The organism is Aliirhizobium smilacinae, from assembly GCF_006335145.1.
Taxonomy (GTDB): Bacteria; Pseudomonadota; Alphaproteobacteria; order Rhizobiales; family Rhizobiaceae; genus Neorhizobium; species Neorhizobium smilacinae.
In genome coordinates this window covers 161,083-187,480 of the sequence record NZ_VDMN01000007.1, presented here as the reverse complement: position 1 = coordinate 187,480, position 26,398 = coordinate 161,083, and the positions used below count along the sequence as shown (strand labels likewise).

Below are 26,398 nucleotides of genomic sequence, written 5' to 3'. Positions count from 1 at the left end.
TTTGAGAAGTCGTAATTCGTGGTGATTTGGCCGGCCGGCTTGCAGCCACGTTAAAAAAGTCGCTAAAGGGCCGCGAGAAGATGGATTTCACTTCCCACGGGCCGGTTGCGATTTTTCGTTGCCGGCTTTTTGTTTGTGGGGCCTGACTATGCCGATCAAGATTCCCGATACGCTTCCTGCGTTTACCACCCTCGTTTCCGAGGGCGTGCGCGTCATGACCGAAACGGTCGCTGTGCGCCAGGACATCCGTCCGCTGCAGATCGGGCTCCTCAACCTCATGCCCAACAAGATCAAGACCGAGGTGCAGATGGCACGGCTCGTCGGGGCCTCGCCGCTGCAGGTGGAGTTCACGCTTGTACGGCTTGGAACCCACAAGGCGAAAAATACGTCGGAAGAACACCTGCTTTCCTTCTACCAGACATGGGACGAGGTGAAGGACCGCAAGTTCGACGGTTTCATCATCACCGGCGCGCCGGTAGAGCAGATGGACTACGAGGATGTGAACTACTGGGACGAGATGCGCCAGATCTTCGACTGGACCACGACCAACGTTCATTCGACGATGAATGTCTGCTGGGGCGCGATGGCTGCGATCTACCATTTCCATGGCGTGCCGAAACATCCGTTGACCGAAAAGGCGTTCGGCGTCTACCGGCATCGCAATCTCGCGCCGGCTTCTGTCTATCTCAACGGTTTCTCCGACGATTTCCAGGTGCCGGTGTCGCGTTGGACGGAAGTGCGCCGCGAGGATGTCGAAAAGGCCGGAAAAACGCTCGAAATCCTGATGGAATCAGACGAGATGGGGCTGTGCCTCGTGCACGAGAAGGCCGGAAACCGGCTCTACATGTTCAATCACGTCGAATATGATTCCACATCGCTGGCGGACGAATATTTTCGCGATGTGAATGCCGGCATCCCGATCAAGATGCCGCACGACTATTTTCCGCACAATGACGATACGCTGACGCCCCTGAACCGCTGGCGCGGTCATGCGCATCTCTTGTTCGGCAACTGGATCAACGAACTCTACCAGACCACCCAATATGACCTGAGCAAGATCGGCAGCAAGTAAGAGAGTGTCCGGGTAAGGGTTGCCGCAGCCCGCCGATTTCCATTGCGGCTGTTCGCCAAATCGCGCAGTTTGCCGCCGGTCTCAAGGGCGGAGAAAAGCAATGGCAGGGCAGGCGTTCGAAGTTTTCGGCACGACGAAGGATGGTGAACCCGTGTTTCGTGTTCATATCGTCGGTGGCGGCTTAAGTGCCAGTGTTCTGACATGGGGCGCGGTCATTCAGGATCTTCGCCTGGAGGGGCACGATGCGCCGTTGGTGCTTGGATTTGACGATTTCGATTCCTATCCCGCCCATTCGCCCTATTTCGGCGCGACGCCCGGCCGCTGTGCCAACCGGATCGGCGGCGGAAAATTCTCGATCGACGGCAGGGCCTACAAGCTCGAACTCAACGAGCGTGGGGTCACGCATCTGCATGGCGGCTCGGACGGGATGGCAAAGCGCAACTGGACGATTTCGGACCACCAGCCCGACAGGGTGGTGCTGACGATCACCGACCCGGACGGTCGCGCCGGTTATCCGGGCAATTGCACGACAACGGCAACCTATCAGCTCAAGGATCATGGCGTCTTGTCGGTGGTCTATGAAACGGTGTCGGACCAGCCGACGCCGGCAAATGCCTGCCAGCATTCTTATTTCAATCTCGACGGCCGGGAAGACATTTTCGGGCATGAGATCATGATTGCCGCCGACCGGATGACGGATGTCGATGAAAAGCTTATTCCGACCGGTGTGCTGAAGGACCTGACAGGCTCACCTTTCGATCTACGCCAGATGGGGCCTGTGCGCCGCTCGTTCGAAGATGGCCGGCAGGTGCCCTTCGACCATAATTATTGCCTCTCGCCCGAGCGCGGCGAAAAGCGTTCGGTGGCACTGGTGCGCAGCCTTTATTCGGGCGTCACGCTGGAAGTCAGGACGACCGAGCCTGGCGTGCAGTTTTATGCAGGCGTGATGTTGAATGTTCCGGTGCCGGGTTTCGATGGCCATCATTATGGCCCCTATGCCGGTTTCTGCCTGGAAACGCAGGTCTGGCCGGATGCGGTCAACCACGCGAACTTCCCGAATGCGGTGCTGCGTCCGGGCGAAGTCCTGCGGCAGGAAACGGATTACGTGTTTTCGAAGACCTGAGGAGAAGCCGGCGCGAGCATCTCTCGAGAGGCTGGCTGCGTCTTCGTGCTGTGGTGGGTTCTCGCCTCGCGGGTGACTATGCCGCGAGGTCAGTCGTCTCGCCATGCTGGGAGATCAGGCGGGGCGAGGCCATGTCGCCGGTTTCCTCGTCGACCATCACTGCGTAAGCTGCCACGCCAACCACGCGCGAAGCCATTGCCGCGGCAATCTTTTCCGCCGACACGGCGTTCGACGCCTGACGCATCTCGCCCGGCACGATCTGGCCGCGATTCTTCTTGAACTGCAGGACGATGAACTTTTCCGCATGGGCCATTTTGATTATCCTTGTGTGTTCGCATTTTGTTCTGCTTCGGTGGGATAAGTCAATTGGCAATGTCGAAAAGATTCTGCTGATGAAAAGCGGAACACGAGATCCAAGGTTTTCGACGTCGCGAAACAACGTATGTTCCCGGATTGTTACCCGGACTTCCGTCGATCTTCTGTATTCTTCGGGAAGATTTGGAGCGGGCGAAGGGATTCGAACCCTCGACCCCAACCTTGGCAAGGTTGTGCTCTACCACTGAGCTACACCCGCTCATAAATCCATCGGTTCGTGGTGGTAGTCTGAACCGTTGGGCCGTGGCTCGTTGCCGCCGACGAGGCGCTATATGGCCCAGCCGATTTTCAAATGCAACAGGGAAATGACGATCCGGCCAAAGATTTTTTGGCTATCCGCTAAATCCCTTGAAATGCAGGGATTTTCGTCGTGGCGCATTGTGTGCGGCGGCACTTGGTGGTGTGGAGCAATCCCGTTATAGTCCAGCTCCCCGCCCGTGGTGCCCTCTTTTGTGACCGGAATTATGCCAAAAACAGCCGCCGATCTGTTCGCCTTTCTCGACAGCCTCAACATTTCCCACACGACGAAACATCACGAGCCGGTTTTTACCGTGGCCGAATCGCAGAGCCTGCGGGACGAGATCCCTGGCGGGCACACGAAGAACCTGTTCGTGAAGGACAAGAAGGACCAGTATTTCGTCATCACCGTCGAGGAACATGCGGTGGTCGATCTGAAAACGGTCCACAAGGTGATTGGCGCTTCGAGCAGGGTATCGTTCGGCCGTCCGGAGATGATGCTGGACTATCTCGGCGTGGTGCCGGGTTCGGTGACGGTGTTCGGTGCATTCTGCGATGCCGGCCACAACGTCACGTTCGTAATCGATGAAGACCTGATGCGACACGAGATCATCAACGGTCATCCGCTTTCCAACGACGCGACGACGTCGATCGGGCGAGATGATCTCATCCGTTTTCTGGAGGCGACCGGTCACACGCCGCTTGTCTTGAAAGTTACGGCCTGACATACGATGTTTCGGGCAGACATTTAAAAGGGTTCATACCCTGATTTCCCGGGAGAACATCCATGAGCGGCAACGACAATCCCTATGCCGGGTCCTATGGCGGCGGATACAGTGGCCAGACCGCCAATTTCGGCGCGGCTTCGGCTACCCCTGACGCGGTTACTCCGGCGGCAGGCGGCTATGTGAGCGATACGACGACGGCCGGATTTACCAAGGATGTTCTGGAAGAATCGCGCCAGCAGCCGGTTCTGGTCGATTTCTGGGCGCCGTGGTGCGGTCCGTGCAAACAGTTGACACCGGTGCTCGAAAAAGCCGTCAACGAGGCCCAGGGGCGCGTCAAGCTGGTCAAGATGAATATCGACGATCATCCGTCGATCGCCGGCCAGCTCGGCATTCAGTCTATCCCGGCCGTCATCGCCTTCGTCGATGGCCGTCCGGTCGATGGTTTCATGGGTGCTGTGCCGGAAAGCCAGGTCAACGAATTCATCGACAAGGTCGCCGGACCTGCCGGTGCCGATCAAGCGGCCGAGATCGAGGCGATCCTCGGTGAGGCGGATACGTTGCTTGCCAATAGCGACATCGAGGGCGCAGCGCAGCTCTACAGCGCCGTGCTGCAGGCCGATCCGGAAAACGCGAAGGCCGCTGCCGGCATGATGCAATGCCTGATCGCCATGGGCGAGACGGAGCGCGTCGGCCAGATGCTGGCGTCCCTGCCCGAGGAAATGACGGCCGATCCGGCAATCCAGGCGGTCTCGAAAAAGCTGGAGCAGATCGTCGAAGCCCGCAAGCTCGGCGATCCCGTTGCATTGGAGCGCGAACTCGCAGCCAATCCGGACGACCATGCGGCGCGGATCAAGCTTGCGAAGATCCTCAACGTGCAGGGCGAGCGCGAAGAGGCTGCTAATCATCTGCTGGCGATCATGCGCAAGGACCGCACTTTTGACGACGACGGCGCGCGTCGCGAACTTCTGCAGTTCTTCGAGGTCTGGGGTCCGAAAGATCCGGCGACGATCGCGGCTCGCCGGCGGCTTTCGTCCATCCTCTTTTCCTAAACAACACGTTATCCGTCACCGCCGGTCTTGCGATCGGCGGCTGGAGCCCCAGATACTCGGGTAGGAAAACTGTAATCAGGAGCATTCTGCGGGAGGTGCCGAGCCGATGCATGTGGGAAACGCGCGGTACGTAAAACGTGAAGATCTGCCGGAAGTCGTGCCGGTGTTTCCGCTGACGGGAGCGCTTCTGCTTCCGAGCGGACAGCTTCCACTCAATATCTTCGAGCCGCGTTATCTTGCTCTGTTCGATGCGGCGCTTGCCGGTAACCGGTTGATCGGCGTTATCCAGCCGTCTCTTCTGGAGCCATCCGATACGTCCGATCCTCTGCGCCCGGCTCTTTCGTCGGTCGGTTGCCTTGGGCGGATCACGTCGTTTGCCGAAACCGGAGACGGGCGTTACATTACCTCGATCAGCGGCGTATGCCGCTTCCGCCTGCTGGACGAAGCGGATGATAGTCAGCCTTACCGCATTTTCCGGTTCGCACCCTTCATGAGCGATCTGTCGGAAGAAGATGATGAGGGGTCCGTTGACCGCCGCGAGCTTTTACGGGTGTTCCGGGCCTATCTCGACGCCAACAAGCTGGAGGTAGACTGGGAGAGCGTGGGGCGCGCCGGAAATCGCACGCTCGTCAATTCGCTGTCGATGATGTCGCCTTTCGGACCGGCGGAAAAGCAGGCGCTGCTCGAGGCGCCCGATCTCAGGACGCGGGCCGAGACGCTAATCGCGATTACGGAAATCCTGCTCGCCCGAGGGGTGGGGGATACCGACACCATTCTGCAGTGAGGCGATGATGGACGAGAAAATGAGCAAGGTTGATCCGAAGCTTCTGGATCTGCTTGTCTGCCCGCTGACGAAAGGGACGCTTTCTCTTGATCGCGAACGAAACGAGCTCGTGTCCGAGAGAGCCCGTCTGGCCTATCCGATCCGCGACGGCATTCCGATCATGCTGGTTTCCGAGGCCCGGAAGATCGAGGACTGAAGGCCCTGATTTTCATCGTGCCGGTCCTCGGGTTCAATCCGAGCATCTGCTTCGCTTCTATTCTTTCTCAACGTGATTAGATCCTAAGGGCAAGCCCTAGGATGACGTGCGGTGGGTCGATACCTTAGATTTGCTCTCCCGCCAGAAGCTTCGGATTGCCTTCTCCGGTCGTTCCGGCTGCCTGGCCGATGAAGAAATCCTTCAGCTTCGGCATGCGCTCGACGAGGCCGAGGCCGAAATCGCGGGCGATGCGGATCGGGGTGATGTCGTTGGAGAACAGCCGGTTCAGCACATCGGTGGTGACGCCCATGCGGAAGGTGTCGAAGCGGCGCCAGGACTGATAACGTTCCAGCACATTGAGCGAGCCGATATCAAGGCCGAGACGATCGGCTTCGACCACGGTCTCGGCAAGAGCCGCGACATCCTTGAAGCCGAGATTGAGGCCTTGGCCGGAAATCGGGTGGATGCCGTGGGCGGCATCGCCGGCGAGCGCGAAGCGCGGGGCGACGAAGGCACGGGAGAGGGTGAGGCCGAGAGGGAAGGCCTTGCGGCCGCCGACCACGGTCAGTTCGCCCAACTTGTGGCCGAAGCGGCGCTGCAACTCATCCTCGAAGACGAGATCGTCTGACGCGATCAGCCGGTCGGCATCGGCCGTCCGTTCCGTCCAGACGAGCGAAGAGCGGTTGTTGGTCAGTGGCAGGATGGCAAACGGTCCGGAGGGCAGGAAGTGTTCTTCGGCCACGCCTTCGTGCGGGCGTTCATGCGCTACGGTCGCGACGATGCCGGACTGTCCGTATTGCCAGTTCACTGTCCTGATGCCGGCCATGTCGCGTAGTTTCGAGCGCACGCCATCGCAGGCGACAAGGAGGCGCGTCTCGACCGTCGAACCGTCGGACAGGGTAACGGTGGTGCAGGTTCCGCCGGTGGTAAATGCGGTGGCTGAAAGCCCGTGGCGGATTGCGATGCCAAGCCGTTCGGCAGCGCCCCTCAATGCTCTCACCATTTCGACATTGGGCACCATATGGGCGAAGGGTTTTCCTTCCTCGATCTCGCCATCGAAGGTGAGAAAAACCGGGCGCACAGGATCGGACGTGCGGCTGTCGGTGACGATCATCCGGTTGATCGGCTGCGCGTGGACGAGGATCTCGTCCCAGACGCCGAGGATGTCGAGCATCTTGCTGGCCGCCGTGATGATGGCGGAAGCTCGTTCATCCTTTTCCCATACATGCGCGGGAGCCGCTTCCACGACCTCGATGTTGAGATGCGGGGCAGCCTGCTTGACGGCGACCGCCGCTGCCAGACCGACATAGCCCGCTCCTACCACCATCATGTCCAGCATCTGCCAGGCTCCTGTCAGTCTTGTGGTTGTTGATGGGGTGGATATAGATCATCCAACCGCTGCTTCCTATTGCCGGAGTTCGTAAAAATGTCAGGTTCGACCCTTAACCCGATGGAACAGCTGATCAAGACGCTGGATCTGGAGCGGCTGGAGCACAATCTCTATCGTGGTACGGGGCCGAGCATCGGCTGGCAGCGCGTGTTCGGCGGGCAGGTGATTGCGCAGGCGCTGGTTGCCGCCCAGAGGACTGTCGATGCCGATCGCTTCGTCCATTCGCTGCATGCCTATTTCGTGCGTCCGGGCGATCCCAACGTTCCGATCGTCTACCAGGTTGAGCGGATCCGAGACGGCGGAAGTTTCGCCACGCGTCAGGTGCAGGCGATCCAGCATGACAAGGCGATCTTCTCCATGCTGGCCTCGTTCCAGCCTGACGAAGGCGGTTATGAGCACCAGATCGAGTTTCCCGATGTGCCGCAGCCGGAGGATCTGATGGAGGAGGCCGAGTTCAAGCGGCTTTTCCTGCCCAAGGCGCCGGATGCCATTCGTCGTTACTGGGAGCGGCCGCGCCCGATCGAGCTTCGGCCCACATCACTGAAACATTATCTGACGACGGAGAAGCTGGAGCCCCGCCAGGATGTCTGGGTGCGCACCATCGGTGCCGTGCCGGACGACCGTGGCGTCCAGGCGGCAATCCTCGCCTATCTCTCCGACATGACGCTTCTTGACGCCTCGCTTTATCCACATGGCACCTCGGTTTTCGATCCGCGGCTTCAGGCGGCAAGCCTCGATCACGCGATGTGGTTCCACAGGCCGATCCGGTTCGACGACTGGCTGCTCTACAGCCAGGAAAGTCCGAGTGCTTCCGGTGGACGAGGAATGACGCGTGGCAGCCTCTATAAGCGTTCCGGCGTGCTTGTCGCTTCGGTGGCGCAGGAGGGGTTGATTCGTAAAAAGGCAAATGACTAAAATTTGTGCTAAAAATACAAAATGCACAGAATTTCGGCTCCTTTATGGCGCCCGACTGCCTCATTTGTAGAGGCTGATAATTGTTCCTTTACTTTTCAATAACTTAACGGATATTCAAAACTGGCACGCCCTTTGAATGTAGTGGGGCAGTCTCGGGCTCTGACGCCAGTGATCAGGAGAGTCGGCCTCGGCCGAAAAATAAACAAAGGATGGGAAGCCAGATGAAAATCGTGATGGCCATTATCAAGCCGTTCAAGCTCGATGAGGTGCGCGAAGCACTCACGGCTGTCGGTATCCAGGGCCTGACCGTTACCGAAGTCAAAGGTTACGGACGCCAGAAGGGACATACCGAAATCTATCGCGGCACCGAATATGCCGTAAGTTTTCTGCCGAAGCTGAAGATCGAAATCGCCGTATCCGCCGACCTGGTGGAAAAGGCCATCGAGGCGATCGCCTCTTCCGCGAAGACCGGCCAGATCGGGGACGGCAAGATCTTCGTCTATTCCATCGAGCAGGCCGTGCGCATTCGTACCGGCGAAACCAACACCGAAGCGCTCTAAAAACGGCTTACAGGGGATTTAAAACCATGCAATTGACCAGAATTTCCAATCTCGGACGCATGGGCGCTGCTGCAGCCGCCCTGTTTGCGCCGGTTGCCGCCTTCGCGCAGACCGCTGCAGCGCCGGCCGCCGAAGCTGCTGCTGCTGCCCCGGTTCCGGACAAGGCCGATACCGCCTTCATGTTCGTCTGCACCCTTCTGGTGTTCTTCATGATCATGCCGGGCATCGCCCTGTTCTACGGTGGCCTCGTACGCAGCAAGAACATGCTGTCCGTGCTGATGCAGTGCACCGTCGTCGGTTCCGCCATCATGCTCGTCTGGGTCATCTACGGTTATTCCTTCGCCTTCGGTGGCGGTACGTCTGCCTTCTGGGGCGGTACGGCCAAGATGTTCCTCTCGGGCGTGACGATCGATTCGACCGCAACGACCTTCTCGGATGGCGTCGTCATTCCGGAATTCATCTTCATGCTGTTCCAGATGACATTCGCAGCGCTCACGCCTGTTCTGATCGTCGGCGCCTTTGCCGAACGCATCAAGTTCTCGGCTGCGGTCCTGTTCTGCCTGCTCTGGGTCACTTTCGTCTACTTCCCGATCGCCCACATGGTCTGGGACGCAAACGGCCTGATCTTCGGTTGGGGCGCGCTTGACTTCGCCGGCGGCACCGTCGTTCACATCAATGCCGGTCTTGCAGGTCTCATCGGCGCCATCATGGTCGGCAAGCGTACCGGCTACGGCAAGGACATGATGGCTCCGCATTCGATGACGCTGACGCTGGTCGGTGCAGCCATGCTTTGGCTCGGCTGGTTCGGCTTTAACGCCGGTTCAAACCTGGAAGCTTCCGGCGGTGCGATGCTCGCAACCGTCAACACCTTCCTCGCAACCGCTGCAGCCGTCGTCTCTTGGTCGGTTGTCGAAACGTTTACCCGCGGCAAGGCTTCGCTGCTCGGCGCGGTGTCCGGCATGATCGCCGGCCTCGTCGCCATCACACCGGCTGCCGGCATTGCCGGCCCGATGGGCGCCATCGTCATGGGTCTGCTCGTTTCGCCGATCTGCTACTTCTTCGTCTCCGTCATCAAGAACAAGTTCGGCTATGACGACACGGCCGACGTGTTCGGCGTTCACGGTGCCGGCGGCCTGTTCGGCGCGCTTGCAACCGGCATCTTCGCCTCCTCGTCGCTAGGCGGCATCGGTTATGCTGAAGGCGTAACCATGGGCGGCCAGTTCATGACACAGGTCTGGGCTGTCGTCGTCACCATCCTGTGGTGCGGTATCGGCTCGTTCATCCTCTATAAGGTTGTCGACCTGATCGTCGGTCTGCGCGTTCCGGTCGAAGCCGAGCGCGAAGGCCTCGACCTTTCTGCCCACGGCGAATCCGCCTACCACAGCTAAAAGGGGGAGGCCGGGTTCAACCGGCCTGACCACTCCTAAAGAATAAGCTGGCCCGGTCTTGTGTCGGGCCATTTTCATGTGTGGAAGCCATCTGCAGCGCATCTGGTTAAAACTGCATTAACCATCCCTGCGTTACCTTGTCTTGGAATTGTGCGACGGCATTCGCCGGACAGCGCACCTTATTTCGTTTCACAGACGGCGGGCAGACACGATGAGCAGAAGCAGTTCGGCGGCATTGGCAAACCGGTCAACCCGCTCGGTTCTCAGCTCTTTCGTTCTCAGGCAGACGCTGGCGCTGGTGGGCTTCGGCATTTTCCTGGGGCTTGCGCTTGCGGTTGCGGCACTTGCCACCTGGAATGTCGCCGATCCGAGTTTTTCCTACGCGACCGATAACCCGCCAACCAATCTTCTCGGCTTCGGTGGCGCGGCCTTTGCCGACCTGATGATGCAGTTTCTCGGCCTTGCCGGGCTCATCGCGCTTCTGCCTGTACTTTCCTTCGCGCTGGCGCTGATCTCCGGTCGTCGATTCGATCGCATTCCGGCGCGGATTGCTGCCTGGGGCGGCGGTACGATTCTGGCCTCCGCTACGCTCGGCTGTTTTCCCGCGCCACAGACATGGCCGATCCCCAACGGTATCGGCGGCGTCATCGGCGACATGATCCTGCGGTTTCCGGCGCTGTTCGTCGGCGCCTATCCCACGGGCATGGTCGCCATGGTGCTGGGCGGTGTCTTCACCATTCCCTGCATCTGGCTGATGCTGTTTGCCTCGGGTCTCGTCGGCGATCCGCTTGAACTCGATACGCCGGAAGACGATGACCAGCCGGTCGCGGCCGTCGTATCGCGTGCGCGGCGGGATGAAGAGGACGAAGAGGAAGACGACGGCAGCTTCCTGGAGCGCATCCTGCCGCTCGGCCTTGCCGCGCATTACTGGTACATCACCCAGGCACGTCTGCGCCGTATGGTGGGCATGAAGCCGCGTACGCGCCAGGCATACGATCAGCCCTATGATTTCAACGAGGACGAATTCGGTACGCTGAACGAGCCTGTCCGGGCAAAGGCTTCCAATGGCGATACGCGCCGGATGGAGCCCTCGCTCGACGGTGCGGGTGAACGCGTTGCCGGAAATCCGCGTCGGGTGGTTTCGGCTCCTCCGATCTATGGCCACGACGAAGACCCGCCGTTCGACACGGACGACATGCCCCGCCGGCCGGCCGGTATCCTTTCCGATGACGAGGATGATGACGACGCTCCGTTCGTGACGTCGCGCGCGCCTCAATCCGCCGGTCGTTCGCCGCGCGTTGCGCCGGCTGCAACCGCACCCAAACCGAGCGCGCGCGTTACCCGCGATGCCCAGGGTTCCTTCATCCGTCCGGACGGCTTTCAGCTGCCTTCCGTGCATCTGCTTGCCGAACCGAAGGCCATTGCCCGCGATGCAACGCTTTCGGCAGATGCACTCGAACAAAATGCCCGCATGCTGGAAGGCGTGCTGGAGGATTTCGGCGTCAAGGGCGAGATCATCCATGTCCGTCCCGGCCCGGTCGTGACGCTTTACGAACTGGAGCCGGCGCCGGGCATCAAGTCGTCCCGCGTTATCGGCCTTGCGGACGACATCGCCCGCTCGATGAGCGCGATTGCCGCCCGTGTCGCGGTCGTTCCGGGCCGCAATGCGATCGGTATCGAATTGCCGAACCGCACCCGCGAAACTGTCTATCTGCGCGAGATGATCGGCTCCAAGGATTTCGAGACCAGCAAGGCGAAACTCGCCATGGCGCTGGGCAAGACGATCGGCGGCGAACCGGTCGTGGCCGACCTCGCCAAGATGCCGCATCTGCTGGTTGCCGGCACCACCGGCTCGGGTAAATCGGTTGCCATCAACACGATGATCCTGTCGCTTCTCTACCGCTACACGCCGGAGAAGTGCCGCCTGATCATGATCGACCCGAAGATGCTCGAACTGTCCGTCTATGACGGCATTCCGCATCTGCTTTCTCCTGTCGTCACGGATCCGAAAAAGGCCGTCGTTGCGCTGAAATGGACCGTCCGTGAGATGGAAGAGCGCTACAAGAAGATGTCGAAGATCGGTGTGCGCAATATCGACGGCTTCAATTCCCGCGTCGAGCAGGCGAAGGACAAGGGCGAGATCCTGACCCGCACCGTGCAGACCGGCTTCGACCGCCAGACGGGCGAGGCGATGTACGAGACGGAGGAGTTCGATCTCGAGCCGATGCCCTATATCGTCGTCATTATCGACGAAATGGCCGACCTGATGATGGTGGCCGGCAAGGATATCGAAGGTGCGGTGCAGCGGTTGGCGCAGATGGCGCGTGCCGCGGGCATTCACGTCGTCATGGCGACGCAGCGGCCGTCGGTCGATGTCATCACCGGTACGATCAAGGCCAACTTCCCGACGCGTATTTCCTTCCAGGTGACGTCGAAGATCGACAGCCGCACCATTCTGGGCGAACAGGGTGCCGAACAGCTTCTCGGCCAGGGCGACATGCTCTACATGGCCGGTGGCGGACGCATCCAGCGTGTTCACGGACCTTTCGTTTCGGATACCGAGGTGGAAGAGATCGTCGCCTACTTGAAAACTCAAGGGTCGCCCCAATATCTCGAAGCGATCACGGCCGACGACGAGGATGAAGACGGTGGTGGCAGCGGCCCGGCGGGCACGTCCAATCTGTCGGATTCGGACGATCCCTACGATCAGGCCGTTGCGATCGTTCTGCGGGATGGCAAGGCTTCGACCTCCTACATCCAGCGACGCCTCGGCATCGGTTACAACCGTGCCGCCTCGCTGATCGAGCGGATGGAGAAGGAAGGATTGATCGGACCGGCGAACCATGCCGGCAAACGAGAGATCCTGGTGCCGACCGAGGCCGATGTGCTCGAACGGTAGCACTTTCGTGATCGAGCCCAGGCGGACTTGAGTCCGTCATCAAGCCGCCGCGTTTGCGGCCCAGTGCATTCGGATGGAGACCAGAATGACAAAAGAAAAGACAGCTCTTTCCATTCGGATCGATCGCCGACAGTTTTCCGCAGGCCTTTTCGGCCTTGCGGCTTCCACATTCCTGCCCGCAATCGCATCTGCGCAGGGTGCCGGCGGGGCCGCGGCGCAGAAGATTGCCGACCATTTTTCGTCGGTGAAGACGATGATGGGCGAGTTCGTGCAGTTCGGCCCTCGCGGCGAGCAGACCGGCGGCAAGTTCTATATCGAGCGTCCGGGCAAGCTGCGCTTCAACTTCGAGGACCCATCGCCGCTGCGCGTCATTTCCGACGGAAAGAACGTGGTGGTCGGCAATATCAAGCTGAAGACCTGGGATCTCTATCCGCTGTCGAAGACGCCGCTGACGCTGCTTCTGTCGGATCGGATCGACCTGTCCAACGATGCCGTGCGCAGCGTGCGCGAGGAAAGCGATCTCACCACGATTGTGCTCGGCAACAAGACGATCTTCGGCGATTCGACGATCACCATGATGTTTGACAGCAAGACCTATGACCTGCGCCAGTGGACGATCACTGACAACCAGGGCAAGGACACGTCGGTGATGATCTACAACGTCAAGACGGGCGTCGGCCTGGACGAGAAGGTGTTTGCGATCGACTATGCCGAGGTTCGCGGCCGCGGGTAAGTTTCACATCATCGGGCTATCTGAAGGGCTGCGACATTCGCGGCCCTTTTTGCTTCTCATGATTCCCGAAATGGCCTAGACCTCGACCGACAATCGAGGTTTTCCATGACATTCTCCCTGACCACCTGGAATATCAATTCGGTGCGCCTGCGCATGCCGATCGTGCAGCAGTTCATCGTCCGCAACCAGCCGGATATTCTCTGCCTGCAGGAGATCAAGTGCCAGGAGCCGGAGTTTCCCCACCAGCCGCTCAGGGATCTCGGTTACGAACACATCATCGTCCACGGCCAGAAGGGTTATCATGGCGTTGCCATCGCCTCGAAACTGCCGCTTGCCGAGGACCACCGGCAGAATTATTGCGGCATGGGCGATGCGCGGCATATTTCGGCAATCTTCGAGCGTGGCTCGCGGCGCATCCGGCTGCATAATTTCTATGTGCCTGCTGGTGGCGACGAGCCGGACCGGACGGTCAATCCGAAATTCGGCCACAAGCTCGATTTCGTCGAGGAGATGAAGGCGTTGAGGGCGGATATGCCCGGTGTCTCGTCGATCCTCGTCGGCGATCTCAATATCGCGCCGCTGGAACACGACGTCTGGTCGCACAAGCAGCTTTTAAAGATCGTCAGCCATACGCCGGTGGAAACCGAGGGGATGAAGGATCTGATCGCCAAGGGTGGCTGGCTGGACCTGATGCGTCAGTACACGCCGGAACCGGAAAAGATCTATACGTGGTGGAGTTACCGCGCCAAGGACTGGGAAGCGGCCAACAAGGGCCGCCGCCTCGACCATGTCTGGTCGTCGCCGGATCTCGGGCCTTTCCTCGAGCGGATCGATATCCTGAAAGAAGCCCGCGGCTGGAACCAGCCGTCCGACCACGTGCCGGTAACGGCGGTGTTCAAGATCTGAGGGATACGCATAGCAAGCCGCGCCACTCACCCTAACCCTCTCCCCGTAAACGGGGCGAGGGGACATGCCTCACGGGACATGAGAGGTGGATGGATAACGCGCGGCATATCCCTTCTCCCCGCGTGCGGGGAGAAGGTGGCGGCAGCCGGATGAGGGGCTGCAATGCCCAAACAACTTTATCGGAACCGATGCCCCATCGCGGCCGCAGCCTTGGCGAGGCCTGCGATATTCTCGCGGATGCGGGCCTCGATCAGCCGGCCCACCTGCGGGTATTCCTCCAGCAGGCGCTGGAAGAGTTGACGGTTGATCTTCATCACCTCGGCGTCCGAAGCCGCGACGGCGGTGAACTTGCGCTCCACCATCGTCACAAGCGCGAGTTCGGAGAGAAGCGTGCCCGGACCGACGGTCTTCTGATGGCGGATGTCGCCTATCCGGTCGGCCGAATAGAGTGCGATCTGCCCCTTGGCGACGATATAGGCGGCTTCGGCGGGCGAGCCCTCGCGAAACAGTTCCTGGCTCTCGGCAAGCGAACGCCGCTCGGCGCCGAAGGCGACGAGCCGCAACTGATCTTCGTCCAGCTCGCGAAAGAGCGGCACGCTGGAGAGGAGCCGTATATCGTCGTTCAGCGCCATTACGGGACGATCTTGTAGCCGCCGTTTTCGGTCACGAGGATCTCTGCGCTGGATGGATCGCGCTCGATCTTCTGACGAAGACGGTAGACATGGGTTTCGAGCGTGTGGGTGGTGACGCCGGAATTGTAACCCCAGACTTCTTCGAGAAGCACGTCGCGGGTGACAACCTTCTGGCCGGCGCGGTAGAGATAGCGGATGATCGCCGCTTCCTTTTCCGTCAGGCGGATCTTCTTGCCATCGTCGGTGGTCAGCAGCTTCTGGCTCGGCTTGAAGATATAGGGGCCGACCGTGAACGTGGCGTCCTCGCTTTGCTCGTATTGGCGCAGCTGCGCGCGTACACGGGCGAGCAACACGGCAAAGCGGAAGGGCTTGACGATATAATCGTTGGCGCCGGCCTCGAGACCGAGGATCGTATCGGAATCCGTGTCATGGCCGGTCAGCATGATGATCGGCGCCTTGAAGCCGTTCTTGCGCAGGAGCTTGACGGCCTCGCGTCCATCCATGTCGGGCAACCCGACATCCATGATCAGAAGGTCGACCTGCGCCGTCTTGGCCGTGTTCATGGCCTTGGTGGCATTCTCCTCCTGCAACAGCGAAAACTCGTCGTACAACGACAATTGTTCGACCAGCGTTTCGCGCAGGTCATTGTCGTCGTCCACCAGGAGTATCGTTCTTGCCATACAGTTCTTGCCTTTCGTGTCGCCCGTTTGCACCCGCGCATGCGGATTCTAAGCGTATTTAGGGCTCCTCGATGTAAAGCCCAAGATGCTATGATTTCAAACGAAATGATATTCAAAGCAAAACCTCGTGAGAAAATGCCGCTTTTCCGTGTGCAAAACCCCAAAAAACAATCGATCATCACCGTTCGGACGGCACCGCGGAGCCGACAACGGGCGATTGTCTCGTTCAAGGGAATCACTTTTCAGGCCGCAATCGGCCGTTCCGGGGTCTCCGCCTTTAAGCGGGAAGGGGATGGAGCGACGCCGATTGCCTCGATGCGGCTCTTGAACGGGTTCGTTCGCGGAGAGCGAATCCGCTTGCCGCAGACGCCGCTTTCGATGCGGCGCATAGGTCGCGACATGCTGTGGTGTGACGAGCCGAAACATGCCGCCTACAATCGTCTGGTGAAGTCACCCTTCCGGCCAAGCCATGAGGAGATGATGCGCGCCGACGGACTCTACGACGTCTGCCTCGTACTCGACTGGAATATCACGTCACGGAAACGCCATGGCGGGTCGGCGATCTTTTTCCATCTGATCAAGCCGGGTTACCAGCCAACAGCCGGATGCATCGCGGTCAGTCCGCGCGATATGAAGCGGCTTTTGCCGCATCTGAGGAAGGGGACGATGGTGAAGGTGGTGGGGTAGCTCGATCTTGTGGCCTGTCGGAGAGGTTTGCCCCTCATCCGCCTGCCGGCACCTTCTCCCCGCATGCGGGGAGAAGGGAGCAAGCCATGCCGTTGCTGTTCCCCGTAACGTCGAGCGGGGCAGGTTCCCTCGCCCCGCGCGCGGGGTGAGGGGCAGCCTTGTTGGCGCCTACTTCCACTCGCGGATATCCACGAAGTGACCGGCAACCGCCGCCGCCGCTGCCATTGCCGGGGAGACCAGATGGGTGCGGCCCTTGTAGCCCTGGCGGCCCTCGAAATTGCGGTTCGAGGTGGAGGCACAGCGCTCGTAAGGGCTCAGGCGGTCGTCGTTCATCGCAAGGCACATGGAGCAGCCAGGCTCGCGCCATTCGAAGCCGGCATCCTTGAAGATGACGTCGAGGCCTTCGGCTTCCGCCATCTCCTTGACGATTCCGGAGCCCGGAACGATCATCGCGGAAACGGTAGACGCGACCTTCCGGCCTTCGACCACCTTTGCCGCTGCGCGCAGGTCCTCGATTCGGCCGTTGGTGCAGGAGCCGATGAAGACACGATCGACGGTGATGTCGGTCATCTTCGTACCGGCCTTCAGGCCCATATAGTCGAGTGCGCGCTGTTTGGAGGTCCGCTTGTTCTCATCCTGGATGTCGTCCGGGTTGGGAACGATGCCCTGAACGGAGACGACATCTTCCGGCGACGAACCCCAGGAGACGATCGGCGGCAGGTTGGCGGCATCCAGCACGACGACCTTGTCGTAATGGGCGCCTTCTTCCGTGTAGAGCGTCTTCCAGTAGTCGACCGCCATATCCCATGCGGTGCCTTTCGGGGCGCGTGGCTTGTCCTTGATATAGTCGAACGTCGTCTCGTCCGGCGCGATCAGGCCGGCGCGCGCGCCGCCTTCGATCGTCATGTTGCAGATCGTCATGCGGCCTTCCATCGACAGCGCACGGATCGCCTCGCCGGCAAATTCGATGACGTGGCCGGTGCCGCCGGCCGTGCCGATCTCGCCGATGATGGCAAGGATGATATCCTTGGCGGTGACGCCCTGCGGCAGCAAGCCATCGACGCGCACCAGCATGTTCTTGGCCTTCTTCTGCACCAGCGTCTGGGTGGCGAGAACATGCTCGACTTCCGACGTGCCGATACCGTGGGCCAAGGCGCCGAACGCGCCGTGGGTGGAGGTGTGGCTGTCACCGCAGACGATGGTCATGCCGGGCAGGGTAAAACCCTGTTCCGGTCCGACGATATGGACGATGCCCTGGCGGACGTCCTTTTCGGAATAATATTCGACACCGAAATCGGCAGCGTTCTGGGCGAGCGCTTCAACCTGGATACGGCTTTCCTCGTTCTTGATTCCCTCGTGGCGATCGGCCGTGGTGGGCACGTTATGATCGACGACGGCAAGCGTCTTTTCCGGCGCGCGAACCTTGCGGCCGGCAATGCGCAGTCCCTCGAAGGCCTGCGGCGACGTCACCTCGTGAACCAGGTGACGGTCGATATAGAGAAGACAGGTGCCGTTTTCGTCCTGAGAGACGATGTGGTCGTCCCAGATTTTGTCGTAGAGGGTACGAGGTGCGCTCATGGCTGCTATTCCGTTCGAGAACAGTTTTGGAAGATGGATTCAGGATATCGGCAAGGACGTGTGCCGTGGCACGGGCCGCATGCTGCGGCCGTCAGCTAAGTCGGCTGATAAGGGCGCCCGACACGCGCGCGAAGAAGCGTGCCGGCAGACGCTTATGGTCCTGCAGCACGATCATCTGGTTCGCGAGGCATCCGAATTTTGATCCCATGGAAGGTTCATTAGCAGTTTTTTATAGCGGCGGCAATTGCTTCGATGGGAGGCACATGGCACAAGCAAGAGGCAGTTAAAGCTCTATTTTTTGTGTCCTTATTCGTGTGCGGCGGCGGCGGGCAGGGGCAATGAGGAGGTGCATATGGCACTCACAGTCCAGCTTCCTGCCAATGAAGCTGACCGCCTGCTTTCGGTTCGAGGCCTGATCTCGACGGATGGCAATACAACACCGGAACTCGCCGCGCTCGTGCAGCTGGCAAAGGATGTTTTCGGCACACCCTGCGCAGCGGTCAATATCATCGACGAGGATTGGCAGCGGGTTGCCTGCCAGGTCGGCACTATCCCGATCGGTGAATGCAGCCGCGACGATTCCGTCTGCTCCCGCGTGGTGTATGAAAACGAGGTCGTTGTTGTGCCCGATCTCAGCCGGCATCCGGAATTTCGCAATTTCCCGGCCATCGCGGGCAAACCCGGCTTCCGGTTTTATGCCGGTGCCCCCGTCTCGCTGGAGCCCGATCTTCCGATCGGTTCGTTCTGCTTGCTCGATGTCAGGCCGAGGGACCTAAGCGATGCCGAAATCCGCAACCTGCGCCAATTCGCGGATGTCGCCAGCGGCCTTTTGCGGCTGCAGAAGGCGAATTTCGTCATGGGATTTGCCGAGGAGAAGCTGAAGCTCGCGGCGATGACCGATCCGCTGACCGGTTTCTACAACAGATCGGCGCTCGTCTCGCTGATCGATGTGATGCTGGGCAATGCGCTGTCCTCGCACCAAGGGTTCGGCGTGCTTTATCTCGATATGGATGGTTTCAAGCAGATCAACGACCGGCTCGGCCATCCGGCGGGCGATCAGGTTCTCACCCATGCCGCAGAGCGGATCAGCGAATGCCTGCGTGCGAGCGATGTCGTGGTCCGAATGGGGGGCGACGAGTTTGCGATCTTCGTGCCGGACCCGCCGGATGCCGCTGCGCTGTCTGTGCTTTCCGAGCGTCTTCTCGAGGAATTCCGTCGTCCCTTCGTGGTGGATGACACTATCGTCAGCGCAAGGCTGAGCATAGGGGCGGCTCTTGCGCCGGATGCAGGGTCGGACCGGATCAGCCTGTTGAAGGCCGTCGATACGGCGCTTTATCAGGCCAAGGAAGCCGGCCGGGACCGCTACGTGCTGCGATAGGCTTACCGCCTTTCGGGTTCGCGCCCGCGGTTCTTCAGGCGTTTCTCGACCCGCCGCAGGCCAAGCGACAGGCCGATTGTCAGGATCAGGTAGATGTAAGCGACAATCGAGTAGGTCTCGAAAAAGCGGAACGAGCCGGATGCATAGATCTTGCCGGCCTGGCTGATATCGGCAACGCCAAGAACGGAGACCAGCGAGCTATCCTTCACCATGGCGACGAAATCGTTCGACAGCGGCGGAAAGATCACCCGGATCGCCTGGGGAAAGACGATCAGGCGAAAGCGCTGGGCGCGGTTCAGCCCCAACGCCATGGCCGCCTCGATCTGGCCCTTGTCCACGGACTGAAAGCCGGCGCGAAAGATCTCTGCGATGAAGGCGGAATAACCGATCATCAGAGCGATGATTGCCCGCCACATCAGCGATATGTCGCGAACCTGCGCCGTCTTCAGCCAACCGGCTTCCACCAGGGGCGTCATGAGAAAATTATAGAGGTCAACGAGACCCGGCGCACCGGCGAAGGCGATGTAGAAGAGCAGCACGAGAACCGGGATGCCGCGTACCACCTCGATATAAAAACGTGCCGTCTGTCGCAGGACGAGGCTGTCGGAAATTCCGGCAAGCGCAATCAGGAGGCCGAGCGCAGAAGCAAGTGCGAAGGCCACGACGCTAACGAAGACCGTGATCCAGATGCCGCGTGAAACCGTGGAAAACACCTGAGCGTAAAGGTCGTTGGCGACGATGACAGCGGCAATCGCAACGCCGATGACGACGAGTGCGATCAGCCACCACGGCCTGTCGTCGCTGCCATTTGATGACGGCAAGGTCTGAAAGCCCATCAGGCTGCGATCCGGAGGTGCATTTCTTCCCGGTCGCTGATCATTGACCCATCTTGTAATCGAGGAACCATTTTCTGTTCAGCGCGTCGAACGTGCCGTCTGCCTTCAAGGCCGTGATTGCTGCGTTGACCGGTGCGGCAAGATCCGAGCCCCTCTTGAAGATGAAGCCGAAATCTTCTGCGCCGAGTGGCCCACCGATCACCTTGAGCCCACCATTGGACGCATCGACATATCCCTTGGCGGCGACGCTATCGGTGAGGACGAGATCGACATCGCCGGTCTTCAGGGCCTGCACCGTCGCGCCAAACGTCTCGAACAGCTTGATGCGAGAGTTCTGTTCGTTGCCGTCGAGGATGTTGTAGACCGCGGTGTAGAAGGGGGATGTACCGGGCTGCGCCCCGATCAGCGCGTCGCCCACGGCGGCAAAGCCCTTTTCCTCGGAAAAGCGGGTCTCGTCGCTTCGCACCAGCATGAACTGTTCGGAGCGCATGTAGGGCTCCGAGAAATCGACCTTCTCCTTACGCTCGTCCTTGATGGTGATACCGGTCATGCCGATGTCGTATTGGCCGTCGGACACGGCCTGGATCATCGCATCCCAGGAGACGTTCTGGTACTCGAGCTTGAAATTCAGCCGCCTGGCGATCTCGTTCATCGCGTCATATTCCCAGCCGATCGCCTGCCCCGATTTCGGATCAACGAATTGCAGCGGCGGATAGGCATTTTCGGTGACGACGGTGACCGGGCGGCCTTTCAGGTCGGGCAAGCCCTGCGCAAAAACGCCAACGGGAAACAGGGCTGCGATGGCGAAGCCTGCAAATAGGGCGCGTCTGGTCAGCATCGGGGATCCTCAAGAAAACGGTCCCGGCAAGTCTCACCAATTCTGCCGCCATGACAAGCACAACCATTCTCCCGAACGGTGATCACCGGAAATCTCCATTTCGGTACGGCACTTGCCGGTTCGAAGACTGCGACTAAATGACCTAGCATCAGCATGCTTTGGCCATGCGGCCCGGAGGAGCAATTTGGTTTCCGAAAATCAACTCATTTCAAAGATCACGTGGCGTCTGATGCCGTTTCTCGGCATCCTCTACCTGATCGCCTATATCGACCGGCAGAATGTCAGCTATGCCAAGCTGCAGATGGTCGATGCGCTCGGCATGAGCGAATATGCCTATGGCCTTGGCGCATCCCTGTTTTTCGTCGGCTATTTCATTTTCGAAGTGCCTGCCAATCTTTTCCTCACCCGCTTCGGGGCAAGGATCTGGTTCACACGTATCCTCGTGTCCTGGGGATTGGTGACGATCGGCCTCGCCTTCACACAGAACATGACGATGTTCTATATCCTGCGCTTCCTGCTCGGCGTCTGCGAAGCGGGCTTCTTTCCCGGTGTGCTCTATCTGCTTACGCTCTGGTTCCCGAAGGATTATCGCGGCCGTATGGTCGGGTTGTTCATGATCTTCAGCGCGCTTGCCAATGCGGTGGGAGCGCCGCTCGGCGGTGTGCTGCTCGATCTCGACGGTGCGCTGGGGCTTGCGGGTTGGGAATGGGTATTCCTAGCAACCGGCGTGCCGGCCGTGATCGCGGGTGTCGTGACCTTCTTCTATCTCGACGACACGCCGGAGAAGGCGAAATTCCTTACCGACGACGAGAAGCGCTGGCTGAAGGACCGGCTGGCGCGGGAAAATGCCGGAATGGAGGAGGATGCGGATCACGGCTTCAAGGCGCTGGTCAATCCGCGGGTGTTGCTGATGGCGCTTTGCTATATCGGCTTTCCGCTGGCAGCCTACGGTCTCAGCTACTGGCTGCCGACGATCGTCAAGGGTTTCGGCGTCTCCAACACGACCAACGGTTTCATCAACATCATTCCGTGGATCATCGTCGCCGTTGCGCTCTGGGTCGTGCCCGCCGCTGCCGACAAGACGGAGAAGAAGACGCCCTATATCGTTGTTCCGGCCTTTGTCGGTGCAGCCGCGTTGGCGTTCTCGGTCCTGGTGACCTCACCTTATCTGCAGTTTGCCTTCCTGTGCGTGGCTGCCGCGGGGATCTTTGCCGGCCAGCCGGTATTCTGGAGCCTGCCGTCGCGTTTCCTCAAGGGAGCAGGTGCCGCCGCCGGTATCGCCGCGATCAACTCGGTCGGAAATCTTGGCGGCTTCATCGCCCAGAATGTCGTGCCATGGATCAACGATGCGACGGGTAGCAACATCCTGCCGATGTTCTTCCTGGCGGCCTGCCTTGCGATAGCGGGTGTGCTGGTGATGGTTGTCGGCCGGACGCTGGGCCGGCAGGCGGGCGACGTGCCGCCCTCGGTCAGGCCGGGTGGTCCGCGATAACAGCGCAACAAAAAAGGCGGCCCGGAGGCCGCCTTTTTCTCATGCCGTAACGGCAATTCTTATTCTGCAGAAGCTTCTGCAGCCTTCGCTGCTTCAGCTTCCTGTGCAGCCTTTGCTTCAGCAGCTTCCTGTGCTGCCTTTTCGGTGGCCAGTGCCTGTGCTGCTGCTACCTTTTCGGCTTCAAGGCGTGCCTTTTCCTCGGCAACTGCGGCGCGCTCGGCGTCGTTCAGCTTGCGGGCGCGGGTGCCGGTGTTCTCGACGATACGAGCCGACTTGCCGCGACGATCGCGCAGGTAGTACAGCTTGGCGCGACGGACCTTACCGCGGCGAACGATTTCGACGCCTTCGACGAGCGGCGAGTAAACCGGGAATACGCGCTCGACGCCTTCGCCGTAGGAGATCTTGCGAACGGTGAAGCTCTCGTTGATGCCGCCGCCCGAACGGGCAATGCAGACGCCTTCGTAAGCCTGTACACGGGTACGGGTACCTTCCGTCACGCGGACATTGACGCGGACAGTGTCGCCGGCTTCAAATGCGGGAAGCTTGCGCTTGGCTTCGATCTTGGCTGCCTGTTCGGCTTCCAGCTGCTGGATGATGTTCATCGGTCAAACCTTTTCATTTCTTCTGAAACAGCCAGAGCGCCTACATCCTTGGTCGCCTCCTTATCCAGAAGGGCCTCGTGACGTGCCTTGCGGGCGTAGCGAATTCGCTATTCTTTGTTGCTGGTCGACGGGAGTTTTCCCATTTCCGGAGGTGGCGATACACCAAGACCGAGCGTTTGTCATCCCATTGTCGCGAATTTTGTCGCGCGCCATCGTTGCTGCCTCGCCGGGAACGGGATATCTCGTCTGCCGGGATGAGGAAATGACAAATGACAATTACGATGATGCTGCTGTTGGCCGCGGCAGGTTTTCTGTCGGGCGCGGTCAACGCGATTGCGGGAGGCGGGACGTTTCTCACCTTCGGGGCGATGACGCTTGCAGGCATCCCGCCGATTTCCGCCAATGCCACTTCTTCCATCGTCCAGTTTCCCGGCTACGTGACCTCGACGCTCGCCTATCGGGCGGAGATCATGCATCGCTGGCGCAGCATCGTCGTGCTCGGCATCGTGTCGCTTTTCGGGGCGCTGGTGGGTGCGCTTATCCTTCTGTCGCTGGACAACCCGTCGTTCAGGACGCTGGTGCCCTGGCTGCTTCTGGCAGCCACCGCGATCTTTGCCGCAGGTCCGTGGCTTTCGCCGAAGGCATCTTCCGCTGAGTACAGTGCAAGTTCCGTCACCAGCGTCGTCAGCCAGTTCCTCAACGCCATTTATGGCGGGTTCTTCGGTGCCGGCATGGGTATCATGATGCTTGCCGTGCTTGGACTGACCACCGGCGGCACCTATCATCACCTCAATGCGATGAAGAACCTGTTTGCGATGCTGATCGCCGGCGTGGCGATCGTGGTGTTCATCGGCGGCGGCGTAGTGGCCTGGCCACAGGCGCTGGTGATGATCCCGGCGGGCGCGCTTGGCGGTTATTCCGGCGTGTGGCTGGCACGGCGCGTACCGCAGGCATTGCTGCGCTGGTGCGTCGTTTGCGTGGGGACTGCACTGACGGTCTATTATTTCGTGAGCGGGTAAGGAATTATAGGCGTAGCCGAACGTGCTGAGCCTCAAGCTAAATGTCCGTCAAGCCGCAGGCTTCGGTCAGTCGTCGGTCAGCAGGTCCGGACGCCGTTCCCCGGTCAATCTCAGCGCTTTTTCCAGTCGCCATTTCTCGATTGCGGCATGATTGCCTGAGGTCAGCACTGCGGGGATTTCCTCGCCTTCGAAAACCTGCGGGCGGGTATAATGCGGGTGTTCCAGCAGCCCGTGTTCGAAGCTCTCATTGGTGCCGGAATGGACATTACCCATGACACCGGGCAGCAGCCGGATAACGCTGTCCAGCACCGTCAGCGCTGCCGGCTCTCCACCGGAGAGGATATAGTCACCGATCGAGACCTCTTCGAGATTGCGCCCATCGATGACGCGCTGGTCGATGCCTTCAAAACGGCCGCAGACGATCACCACGCCTTCGCCATCGGCAAGTTCGCGCACGCGTTTCTGTGTCAGAGGTCGCCCACGCGGGCTCATCAGCAGGCGGGGGCGGGTATCGGCGGCGACGGAATCGATCGCTTTCGCCAGAATGTCGGGCTTCAGCACCATGCCGGCACCGCCGCCGGCCGGCGTGTCGTCCACCGTACGATGCTTGTCCTCGGCAAAATCACGGATTTGCACCGTATCCAACGACCAGTCGCCGCGCTCCATCGCCTTGCCGGATAGCGAGAAGCCGAGATGGCCGGGGAACATTTCCGGATAGAGCGTCAGGATGGTGGCGCGGAACGTCGTCATGCGCCCGCTCATTCGCTCTGGCCGGGGTCTTTCTTGCCGGGACCCTGGCGAGGTTTGGGCTTGGGTTTGCCGACAGCGGTCGGATCCCGGTCATTCGGGTCTTCGATCAGGCCGGCGGCATCCGGGTCTATCAGGATCTTGCCGGCGTCGAGGTCGATTTCCAGAACGGCGGCCTCGGAGAAGGGAATGAGTGCCGGGCGTCGGCCAGGGCCCTTCAGCTCAAGCAGGTCGCCGGCGCCGAAATCGAAGACGGCGCTGACCGTGCCGTAGCTCTTGCCGTCTTTGTCTACGGCCTCGAGGCCTTCAAGATCGGCGTAATAAAACTCGTCTTCATCCAGTTCGTCATCGGAAAGGTTGTCCCGCTCAACGAACAGTTCCAGACCGTTCAGGGCTTCGGCTGCATTGCGATCATTCACGCCGCGAAAGCGGACGACGACGACGGTCTTCGCCTCGCGGATTTCGAGGATTTCGAACACCCGGCCGTCCTCGGCATAAAGGTGGCCGTAATCACCAAGTGCTGTCGGGTCGGCGGTGAAGGATTTTACCCGCACCTCGCCCCTCAGGCCTTGGGCGGCACCGATCATCGCCATCAGGATAGGGTTTTCGAGCTTCGTCATGCGGGGCGTTCCGTTTTCGTGGGCTGCGCTCATTTAACCTCTAAACCGCTTGAGAGGAAGACGCAGAAAACAAAACGGGCGGCGCGTCGCCGCACCGCCCGTTTTGCATCGATGGTCAGAAATTATTCTGCAGCAGCAGCGGCGGCGTCAGCAGCCTTCTGAGCCTTCTCGGCAGCGCGCTCCTGAGCCTTCTTGCCCGGCTTTGCCTTTTCCAGGTTGCTCTTGGCTTCGCGCTGGGCAATGCCGGCTTCTGCGAGGAAGCGCAGAACGCGGTCGGTCGGCTGTGCGCCGGCAGCGATCCAATGCTTGATGCGCTCTTCGTTCAGTTCAACGCGCTTTGCGTCTTCCTTGCCGAGCATCGGGTTCCAGGAACCGAGCTTTTCGAGGAAGCGGCCGTCACGCGGCGAACGGGCGTCGGCAACGACGACGGTGTAGTAAGGACGCTTCTTGGAACCGCCACGGGCGAGACGAATCTTCAGGGACATTGTGTTACTCCTTAGGTGTTTTCTTGTGGGCCACCATCCGGTGGGCCATGGATTGGTTTCGGGCCGCTGCCGGCAAGCCGGGTTTTGGCCAGGTTCTGTTTGAGGCCGCCGTCAGGCGGGCTCGGTCATGCTGTTTCCTTGCCGCCGTGTTCGGCGGCGATGGCTTCATGATGCCGGATGACTTCCGTGATGACGAAGTTCAGGAACTTCTCGGCGAAATCCGGATCCAGATTGGCCTCCTTCGCCAGACGGCGAAGACGTTCGATCTGGTATTCCTCGCGCGCCGGGTCTGCCGGCGGCAATTCGTATTTGGCCTTCAGGAGGCCAACTTCCTTGGTGCAGCGAAAGCGCTCGGCCAGCATATGCACCAGTGCAGCATCGATATTATCGATCGACTGGCGGTAGCTCATAAGGCGCGCCTTCACTTCGGGATCAACCATGGACATCCT

Annotated in this window: 28 protein-coding genes, 1 tRNA gene and 1 riboswitch; of the genes, 16 read left to right on the top strand and 13 right to left on the bottom strand. The window is 60.1% G+C overall.

All coding sequences use genetic code 11. From position 1 onward, the window contains the following. Positions 1–8: 8 nt before the first annotated feature. A riboswitch (SAM riboswitch) is annotated at positions 9–86 on the top strand. A 62-nt stretch (positions 87–148) separates the two neighbouring features. Continuing rightward, entirely contained in the window at positions 149–1,072 is a 924-nt protein-coding gene (metA, locus tag FHP24_RS24260) for a homoserine O-acetyltransferase MetA (RefSeq protein ID WP_139678822.1), read from the top strand. A 100-nt stretch (positions 1,073–1,172) separates the two neighbouring features. Further along, positions 1,173–2,195, top strand: coding sequence for an aldose epimerase family protein (locus tag FHP24_RS24255; RefSeq protein WP_139678821.1), 1,023 nt, complete (start codon positions 1,173–1,175; stop codon positions 2,193–2,195). A gap of 76 nt (positions 2,196–2,271) precedes the next feature. On the opposite strand, the gene FHP24_RS24250 is transcribed toward FHP24_RS24255, so the two are convergent. Together FHP24_RS24250 and FHP24_RS24245 are read right to left on the bottom strand one after the other, a co-directional pair. Next, the gene (locus FHP24_RS24250) at positions 2,272–2,508 is read right to left on the bottom strand and encodes a hypothetical protein (protein ID WP_139678820.1); all 237 of its coding nucleotides are present in this window, start codon (positions 2,506–2,508) and stop codon (positions 2,272–2,274) included. A gap of 186 nt (positions 2,509–2,694) precedes the next feature. After that, a tRNA-Gly gene (locus FHP24_RS24245) sits at positions 2,695–2,769 on the bottom strand. 265 nt (positions 2,770–3,034) lie between these two features. On the opposite strand from FHP24_RS24245, the gene FHP24_RS24240 reads away from it, so the two are divergent. From FHP24_RS24240 to FHP24_RS24225, 4 genes are all read left to right on the top strand, one after another. Continuing rightward, positions 3,035–3,532 (top strand): prolyl-tRNA synthetase associated domain-containing protein, encoded by a 498-nt coding sequence (locus tag FHP24_RS24240; protein ID WP_139678819.1) that lies wholly within the window; start codon positions 3,035–3,037, stop codon positions 3,530–3,532. A gap of 62 nt (positions 3,533–3,594) precedes the next feature. After that, the gene (trxA, locus tag FHP24_RS24235) at positions 3,595–4,584 is read left to right on the top strand and encodes a thioredoxin (protein WP_139678818.1); all 990 of its coding nucleotides are present in this window, start codon (positions 3,595–3,597) and stop codon (positions 4,582–4,584) included. A gap of 106 nt (positions 4,585–4,690) precedes the next feature. Next, entirely contained in the window at positions 4,691–5,368 is a 678-nt protein-coding gene (locus FHP24_RS24230; protein ID WP_139678817.1) for an LON peptidase substrate-binding domain-containing protein, read from the top strand. Between the two features lie 7 nt (positions 5,369–5,375). Further along, a complete protein-coding gene (locus tag FHP24_RS24225) occupies positions 5,376–5,564 on the top strand; it encodes a Trm112 family protein (RefSeq protein WP_139678926.1) in 189 nt (62 codons plus the stop codon). 124 nt (positions 5,565–5,688) lie between these two features. Here FHP24_RS24225 and FHP24_RS24220 read toward each other — a convergent pair whose 3' ends face one another. Continuing rightward, the gene (locus tag FHP24_RS24220) at positions 5,689–6,903 is read right to left on the bottom strand and encodes a ubiquinone biosynthesis hydroxylase (RefSeq protein ID WP_139678816.1); all 1,215 of its coding nucleotides are present in this window, start codon (positions 6,901–6,903) and stop codon (positions 5,689–5,691) included. A gap of 87 nt (positions 6,904–6,990) precedes the next feature. On the opposite strand from FHP24_RS24220, the gene tesB reads away from it, so the two are divergent. From tesB to FHP24_RS24190, 6 genes are all read left to right on the top strand, one after another. Then, positions 6,991–7,869, top strand: a complete 879-nt coding sequence (gene tesB / locus FHP24_RS24215) for an acyl-CoA thioesterase II (RefSeq protein ID WP_139678815.1) — start codon at positions 6,991–6,993, stop codon at positions 7,867–7,869. Positions 7,870–8,078: 209 nt separating this feature from the next. Next, entirely contained in the window at positions 8,079–8,429 is a 351-nt protein-coding gene (locus tag FHP24_RS24210) for a P-II family nitrogen regulator (protein WP_180356110.1), read from the top strand. A gap of 26 nt (positions 8,430–8,455) precedes the next feature. Next, positions 8,456–9,817 (top strand): ammonium transporter, encoded by a 1,362-nt coding sequence (locus FHP24_RS24205; RefSeq protein WP_139678813.1) that lies wholly within the window; start codon positions 8,456–8,458, stop codon positions 9,815–9,817. Positions 9,818–10,028: 211 nt separating this feature from the next. Continuing rightward, on the top strand, positions 10,029–12,716 hold the full coding sequence (locus tag FHP24_RS24200; RefSeq protein WP_139678812.1) for an FtsK/SpoIIIE family DNA translocase: 2,688 nt from the start codon (positions 10,029–10,031) through the stop codon (positions 12,714–12,716). Between the two features lie 85 nt (positions 12,717–12,801). Continuing rightward, positions 12,802–13,449, top strand: a complete 648-nt coding sequence (locus FHP24_RS24195; RefSeq protein ID WP_139678811.1) for an outer membrane lipoprotein carrier protein LolA — start codon at positions 12,802–12,804, stop codon at positions 13,447–13,449. A gap of 105 nt (positions 13,450–13,554) precedes the next feature. Beyond that, positions 13,555–14,355 (top strand): exodeoxyribonuclease III, encoded by an 801-nt coding sequence (locus FHP24_RS24190; protein ID WP_139678810.1) that lies wholly within the window; start codon positions 13,555–13,557, stop codon positions 14,353–14,355. 176 nt (positions 14,356–14,531) lie between these two features. Here the strand turns inward: FHP24_RS24190 and FHP24_RS24185 are convergent, their stop codons facing one another. After that, positions 14,532–14,987 carry a cyclic nucleotide-binding domain-containing protein gene (locus FHP24_RS24185; protein WP_139678809.1) on the bottom strand — a complete coding sequence of 152 codons (456 nt, stop codon included), beginning with the start codon at positions 14,985–14,987 and terminating at the stop codon, positions 14,532–14,534. Beyond that, a complete protein-coding gene (locus FHP24_RS24180; protein WP_139678808.1) occupies positions 14,987–15,667 on the bottom strand; it encodes a response regulator transcription factor in 681 nt (226 codons plus the stop codon). Before FHP24_RS24180 ends, FHP24_RS24185 begins: the two co-directional genes overlap by 1 nt. A 135-nt stretch (positions 15,668–15,802) precedes the next feature. Between FHP24_RS24180 and FHP24_RS24175 the strand changes: the two genes are divergently transcribed. After that, a complete protein-coding gene (locus FHP24_RS24175; RefSeq protein WP_139678807.1) occupies positions 15,803–16,354 on the top strand; it encodes a L,D-transpeptidase family protein in 552 nt (183 codons plus the stop codon). A gap of 168 nt (positions 16,355–16,522) precedes the next feature. On the opposite strand, the gene leuC is transcribed toward FHP24_RS24175, so the two are convergent. After that, positions 16,523–17,932, bottom strand: coding sequence for a 3-isopropylmalate dehydratase large subunit (gene leuC / locus FHP24_RS24165; RefSeq protein ID WP_139678805.1), 1,410 nt, complete (start codon positions 17,930–17,932; stop codon positions 16,523–16,525). Positions 17,933–18,284: 352 nt separating this feature from the next. Between leuC and FHP24_RS24155 the strand changes: the two genes are divergently transcribed. Beyond that, complete coding sequence (locus FHP24_RS24155; RefSeq protein ID WP_139678804.1) at positions 18,285–19,310, top strand: sensor domain-containing diguanylate cyclase; 1,026 nt, start codon at positions 18,285–18,287, stop codon at positions 19,308–19,310. Between the two features lie 2 nt (positions 19,311–19,312). Here the strand turns inward: FHP24_RS24155 and FHP24_RS24150 are convergent, their stop codons facing one another. Together FHP24_RS24150 and FHP24_RS24145 are read right to left on the bottom strand one after the other, a co-directional pair. Beyond that, entirely contained in the window at positions 19,313–20,146 is an 834-nt protein-coding gene (locus FHP24_RS24150) for an amino acid ABC transporter permease (protein ID WP_139678803.1), read from the bottom strand. Between the two features lie 40 nt (positions 20,147–20,186). Further along, complete coding sequence (locus FHP24_RS24145) at positions 20,187–20,984, bottom strand: transporter substrate-binding domain-containing protein (RefSeq protein WP_139678802.1); 798 nt, start codon at positions 20,982–20,984, stop codon at positions 20,187–20,189. Between the two features lie 184 nt (positions 20,985–21,168). Here FHP24_RS24145 and FHP24_RS24140 point away from each other — a divergent pair, with 184 nt between their 5' ends. Continuing rightward, the gene (locus FHP24_RS24140) at positions 21,169–22,476 is read left to right on the top strand and encodes an MFS transporter (protein ID WP_139678801.1); all 1,308 of its coding nucleotides are present in this window, start codon (positions 21,169–21,171) and stop codon (positions 22,474–22,476) included. Between the two features lie 59 nt (positions 22,477–22,535). On the opposite strand, the gene rplS is transcribed toward FHP24_RS24140, so the two are convergent. Beyond that, a complete protein-coding gene (rplS, locus tag FHP24_RS24135; RefSeq protein WP_139678800.1) occupies positions 22,536–23,078 on the bottom strand; it encodes a 50S ribosomal protein L19 in 543 nt (180 codons plus the stop codon). A gap of 269 nt (positions 23,079–23,347) precedes the next feature. Here rplS and FHP24_RS24130 point away from each other — a divergent pair, with 269 nt between their 5' ends. Continuing rightward, positions 23,348–24,097, top strand: a complete 750-nt coding sequence (locus FHP24_RS24130) for a sulfite exporter TauE/SafE family protein (protein WP_139678799.1) — start codon at positions 23,348–23,350, stop codon at positions 24,095–24,097. A gap of 66 nt (positions 24,098–24,163) precedes the next feature. Here FHP24_RS24130 and trmD read toward each other — a convergent pair whose 3' ends face one another. From trmD to FHP24_RS24110, 4 genes are all read right to left on the bottom strand, one after another. Then, complete coding sequence (gene trmD / locus FHP24_RS24125) at positions 24,164–24,847, bottom strand: tRNA (guanosine(37)-N1)-methyltransferase TrmD (RefSeq protein WP_139678798.1); 684 nt, start codon at positions 24,845–24,847, stop codon at positions 24,164–24,166. 8 nt (positions 24,848–24,855) lie between these two features. Then, entirely contained in the window at positions 24,856–25,464 is a 609-nt protein-coding gene (gene rimM / locus FHP24_RS24120; protein WP_139678797.1) for a ribosome maturation factor RimM, read from the bottom strand. 122 nt (positions 25,465–25,586) lie between these two features. After that, positions 25,587–25,949, bottom strand: coding sequence for a 30S ribosomal protein S16 (rpsP, locus tag FHP24_RS24115; protein WP_139678796.1), 363 nt, complete (start codon positions 25,947–25,949; stop codon positions 25,587–25,589). A gap of 125 nt (positions 25,950–26,074) precedes the next feature. After that, positions 26,075–26,389, bottom strand: a complete 315-nt coding sequence (locus FHP24_RS24110) for a chorismate mutase (protein WP_139678795.1) — start codon at positions 26,387–26,389, stop codon at positions 26,075–26,077. Positions 26,390–26,398 lie beyond the last annotated feature (9 nt).

Excerpts from the sequence above, each read along its gene's own strand:
- FHP24_RS24205 (WP_139678813.1), top strand. The coding sequence starts at position 8,456 with ATGCAATTGACCAGAATTTCCAATCTCGGACGCATGGGCGCTGCTGCA.
- FHP24_RS24150 (WP_139678803.1), bottom strand. The coding sequence starts at position 20,146 with ATGGGCTTTCAGACCTTGCCGTCATCAAATGGCAGCGACGACAGGCCG.
- FHP24_RS24250 (WP_139678820.1), bottom strand. The coding sequence starts at position 2,508 with ATGGCCCATGCGGAAAAGTTCATCGTCCTGCAGTTCAAGAAGAATCGC.
- FHP24_RS24195 (WP_139678811.1), top strand. The coding sequence starts at position 12,802 with ATGACAAAAGAAAAGACAGCTCTTTCCATTCGGATCGATCGCCGACAG.
- rimM (WP_139678797.1), bottom strand. The coding sequence starts at position 25,464 with ATGACGAAGCTCGAAAACCCTATCCTGATGGCGATGATCGGTGCCGCC.
- rpsP (WP_139678796.1), bottom strand. The coding sequence starts at position 25,949 with ATGTCCCTGAAGATTCGTCTCGCCCGTGGCGGTTCCAAGAAGCGTCCT.
- FHP24_RS24110 (WP_139678795.1), bottom strand. The coding sequence starts at position 26,389 with ATGGTTGATCCCGAAGTGAAGGCGCGCCTTATGAGCTACCGCCAGTCG.
- FHP24_RS24175 (WP_139678807.1), top strand. The coding sequence starts at position 15,803 with ATGCCGCTTTTCCGTGTGCAAAACCCCAAAAAACAATCGATCATCACC.
- rplS (WP_139678800.1), bottom strand. The coding sequence starts at position 23,078 with ATGAACATCATCCAGCAGCTGGAAGCCGAACAGGCAGCCAAGATCGAA.
- FHP24_RS24145 (WP_139678802.1), bottom strand. The coding sequence starts at position 20,984 with ATGCTGACCAGACGCGCCCTATTTGCAGGCTTCGCCATCGCAGCCCTG.
- metA (WP_139678822.1), top strand. The coding sequence starts at position 149 with ATGCCGATCAAGATTCCCGATACGCTTCCTGCGTTTACCACCCTCGTT.
- leuC (WP_139678805.1), bottom strand. The coding sequence starts at position 17,932 with ATGAGCGCACCTCGTACCCTCTACGACAAAATCTGGGACGACCACATC.
- FHP24_RS24225 (WP_139678926.1), top strand. The coding sequence starts at position 5,376 with ATGGACGAGAAAATGAGCAAGGTTGATCCGAAGCTTCTGGATCTGCTT.
- FHP24_RS24210 (WP_180356110.1), top strand. The coding sequence starts at position 8,079 with ATGGGAAGCCAGATGAAAATCGTGATGGCCATTATCAAGCCGTTCAAG.
- FHP24_RS24155 (WP_139678804.1), top strand. The coding sequence starts at position 18,285 with ATGGCACTCACAGTCCAGCTTCCTGCCAATGAAGCTGACCGCCTGCTT.
- FHP24_RS24130 (WP_139678799.1), top strand. The coding sequence starts at position 23,348 with ATGACAATTACGATGATGCTGCTGTTGGCCGCGGCAGGTTTTCTGTCG.
- FHP24_RS24255 (WP_139678821.1), top strand. The coding sequence starts at position 1,173 with ATGGCAGGGCAGGCGTTCGAAGTTTTCGGCACGACGAAGGATGGTGAA.
- tesB (WP_139678815.1), top strand. The coding sequence starts at position 6,991 with ATGTCAGGTTCGACCCTTAACCCGATGGAACAGCTGATCAAGACGCTG.
- FHP24_RS24200 (WP_139678812.1), top strand. The coding sequence starts at position 10,029 with ATGAGCAGAAGCAGTTCGGCGGCATTGGCAAACCGGTCAACCCGCTCG.
- trxA (WP_139678818.1), top strand. The coding sequence starts at position 3,595 with ATGAGCGGCAACGACAATCCCTATGCCGGGTCCTATGGCGGCGGATAC.
- FHP24_RS24190 (WP_139678810.1), top strand. The coding sequence starts at position 13,555 with ATGACATTCTCCCTGACCACCTGGAATATCAATTCGGTGCGCCTGCGC.
- FHP24_RS24230 (WP_139678817.1), top strand. The coding sequence starts at position 4,691 with ATGCATGTGGGAAACGCGCGGTACGTAAAACGTGAAGATCTGCCGGAA.
- FHP24_RS24240 (WP_139678819.1), top strand. The coding sequence starts at position 3,035 with ATGCCAAAAACAGCCGCCGATCTGTTCGCCTTTCTCGACAGCCTCAAC.
- FHP24_RS24180 (WP_139678808.1), bottom strand. The coding sequence starts at position 15,667 with ATGGCAAGAACGATACTCCTGGTGGACGACGACAATGACCTGCGCGAA.
- FHP24_RS24185 (WP_139678809.1), bottom strand. The coding sequence starts at position 14,987 with ATGGCGCTGAACGACGATATACGGCTCCTCTCCAGCGTGCCGCTCTTT.
- FHP24_RS24220 (WP_139678816.1), bottom strand. The coding sequence starts at position 6,903 with ATGCTGGACATGATGGTGGTAGGAGCGGGCTATGTCGGTCTGGCAGCG.
- trmD (WP_139678798.1), bottom strand. The coding sequence starts at position 24,847 with ATGACGACGTTCCGCGCCACCATCCTGACGCTCTATCCGGAAATGTTC.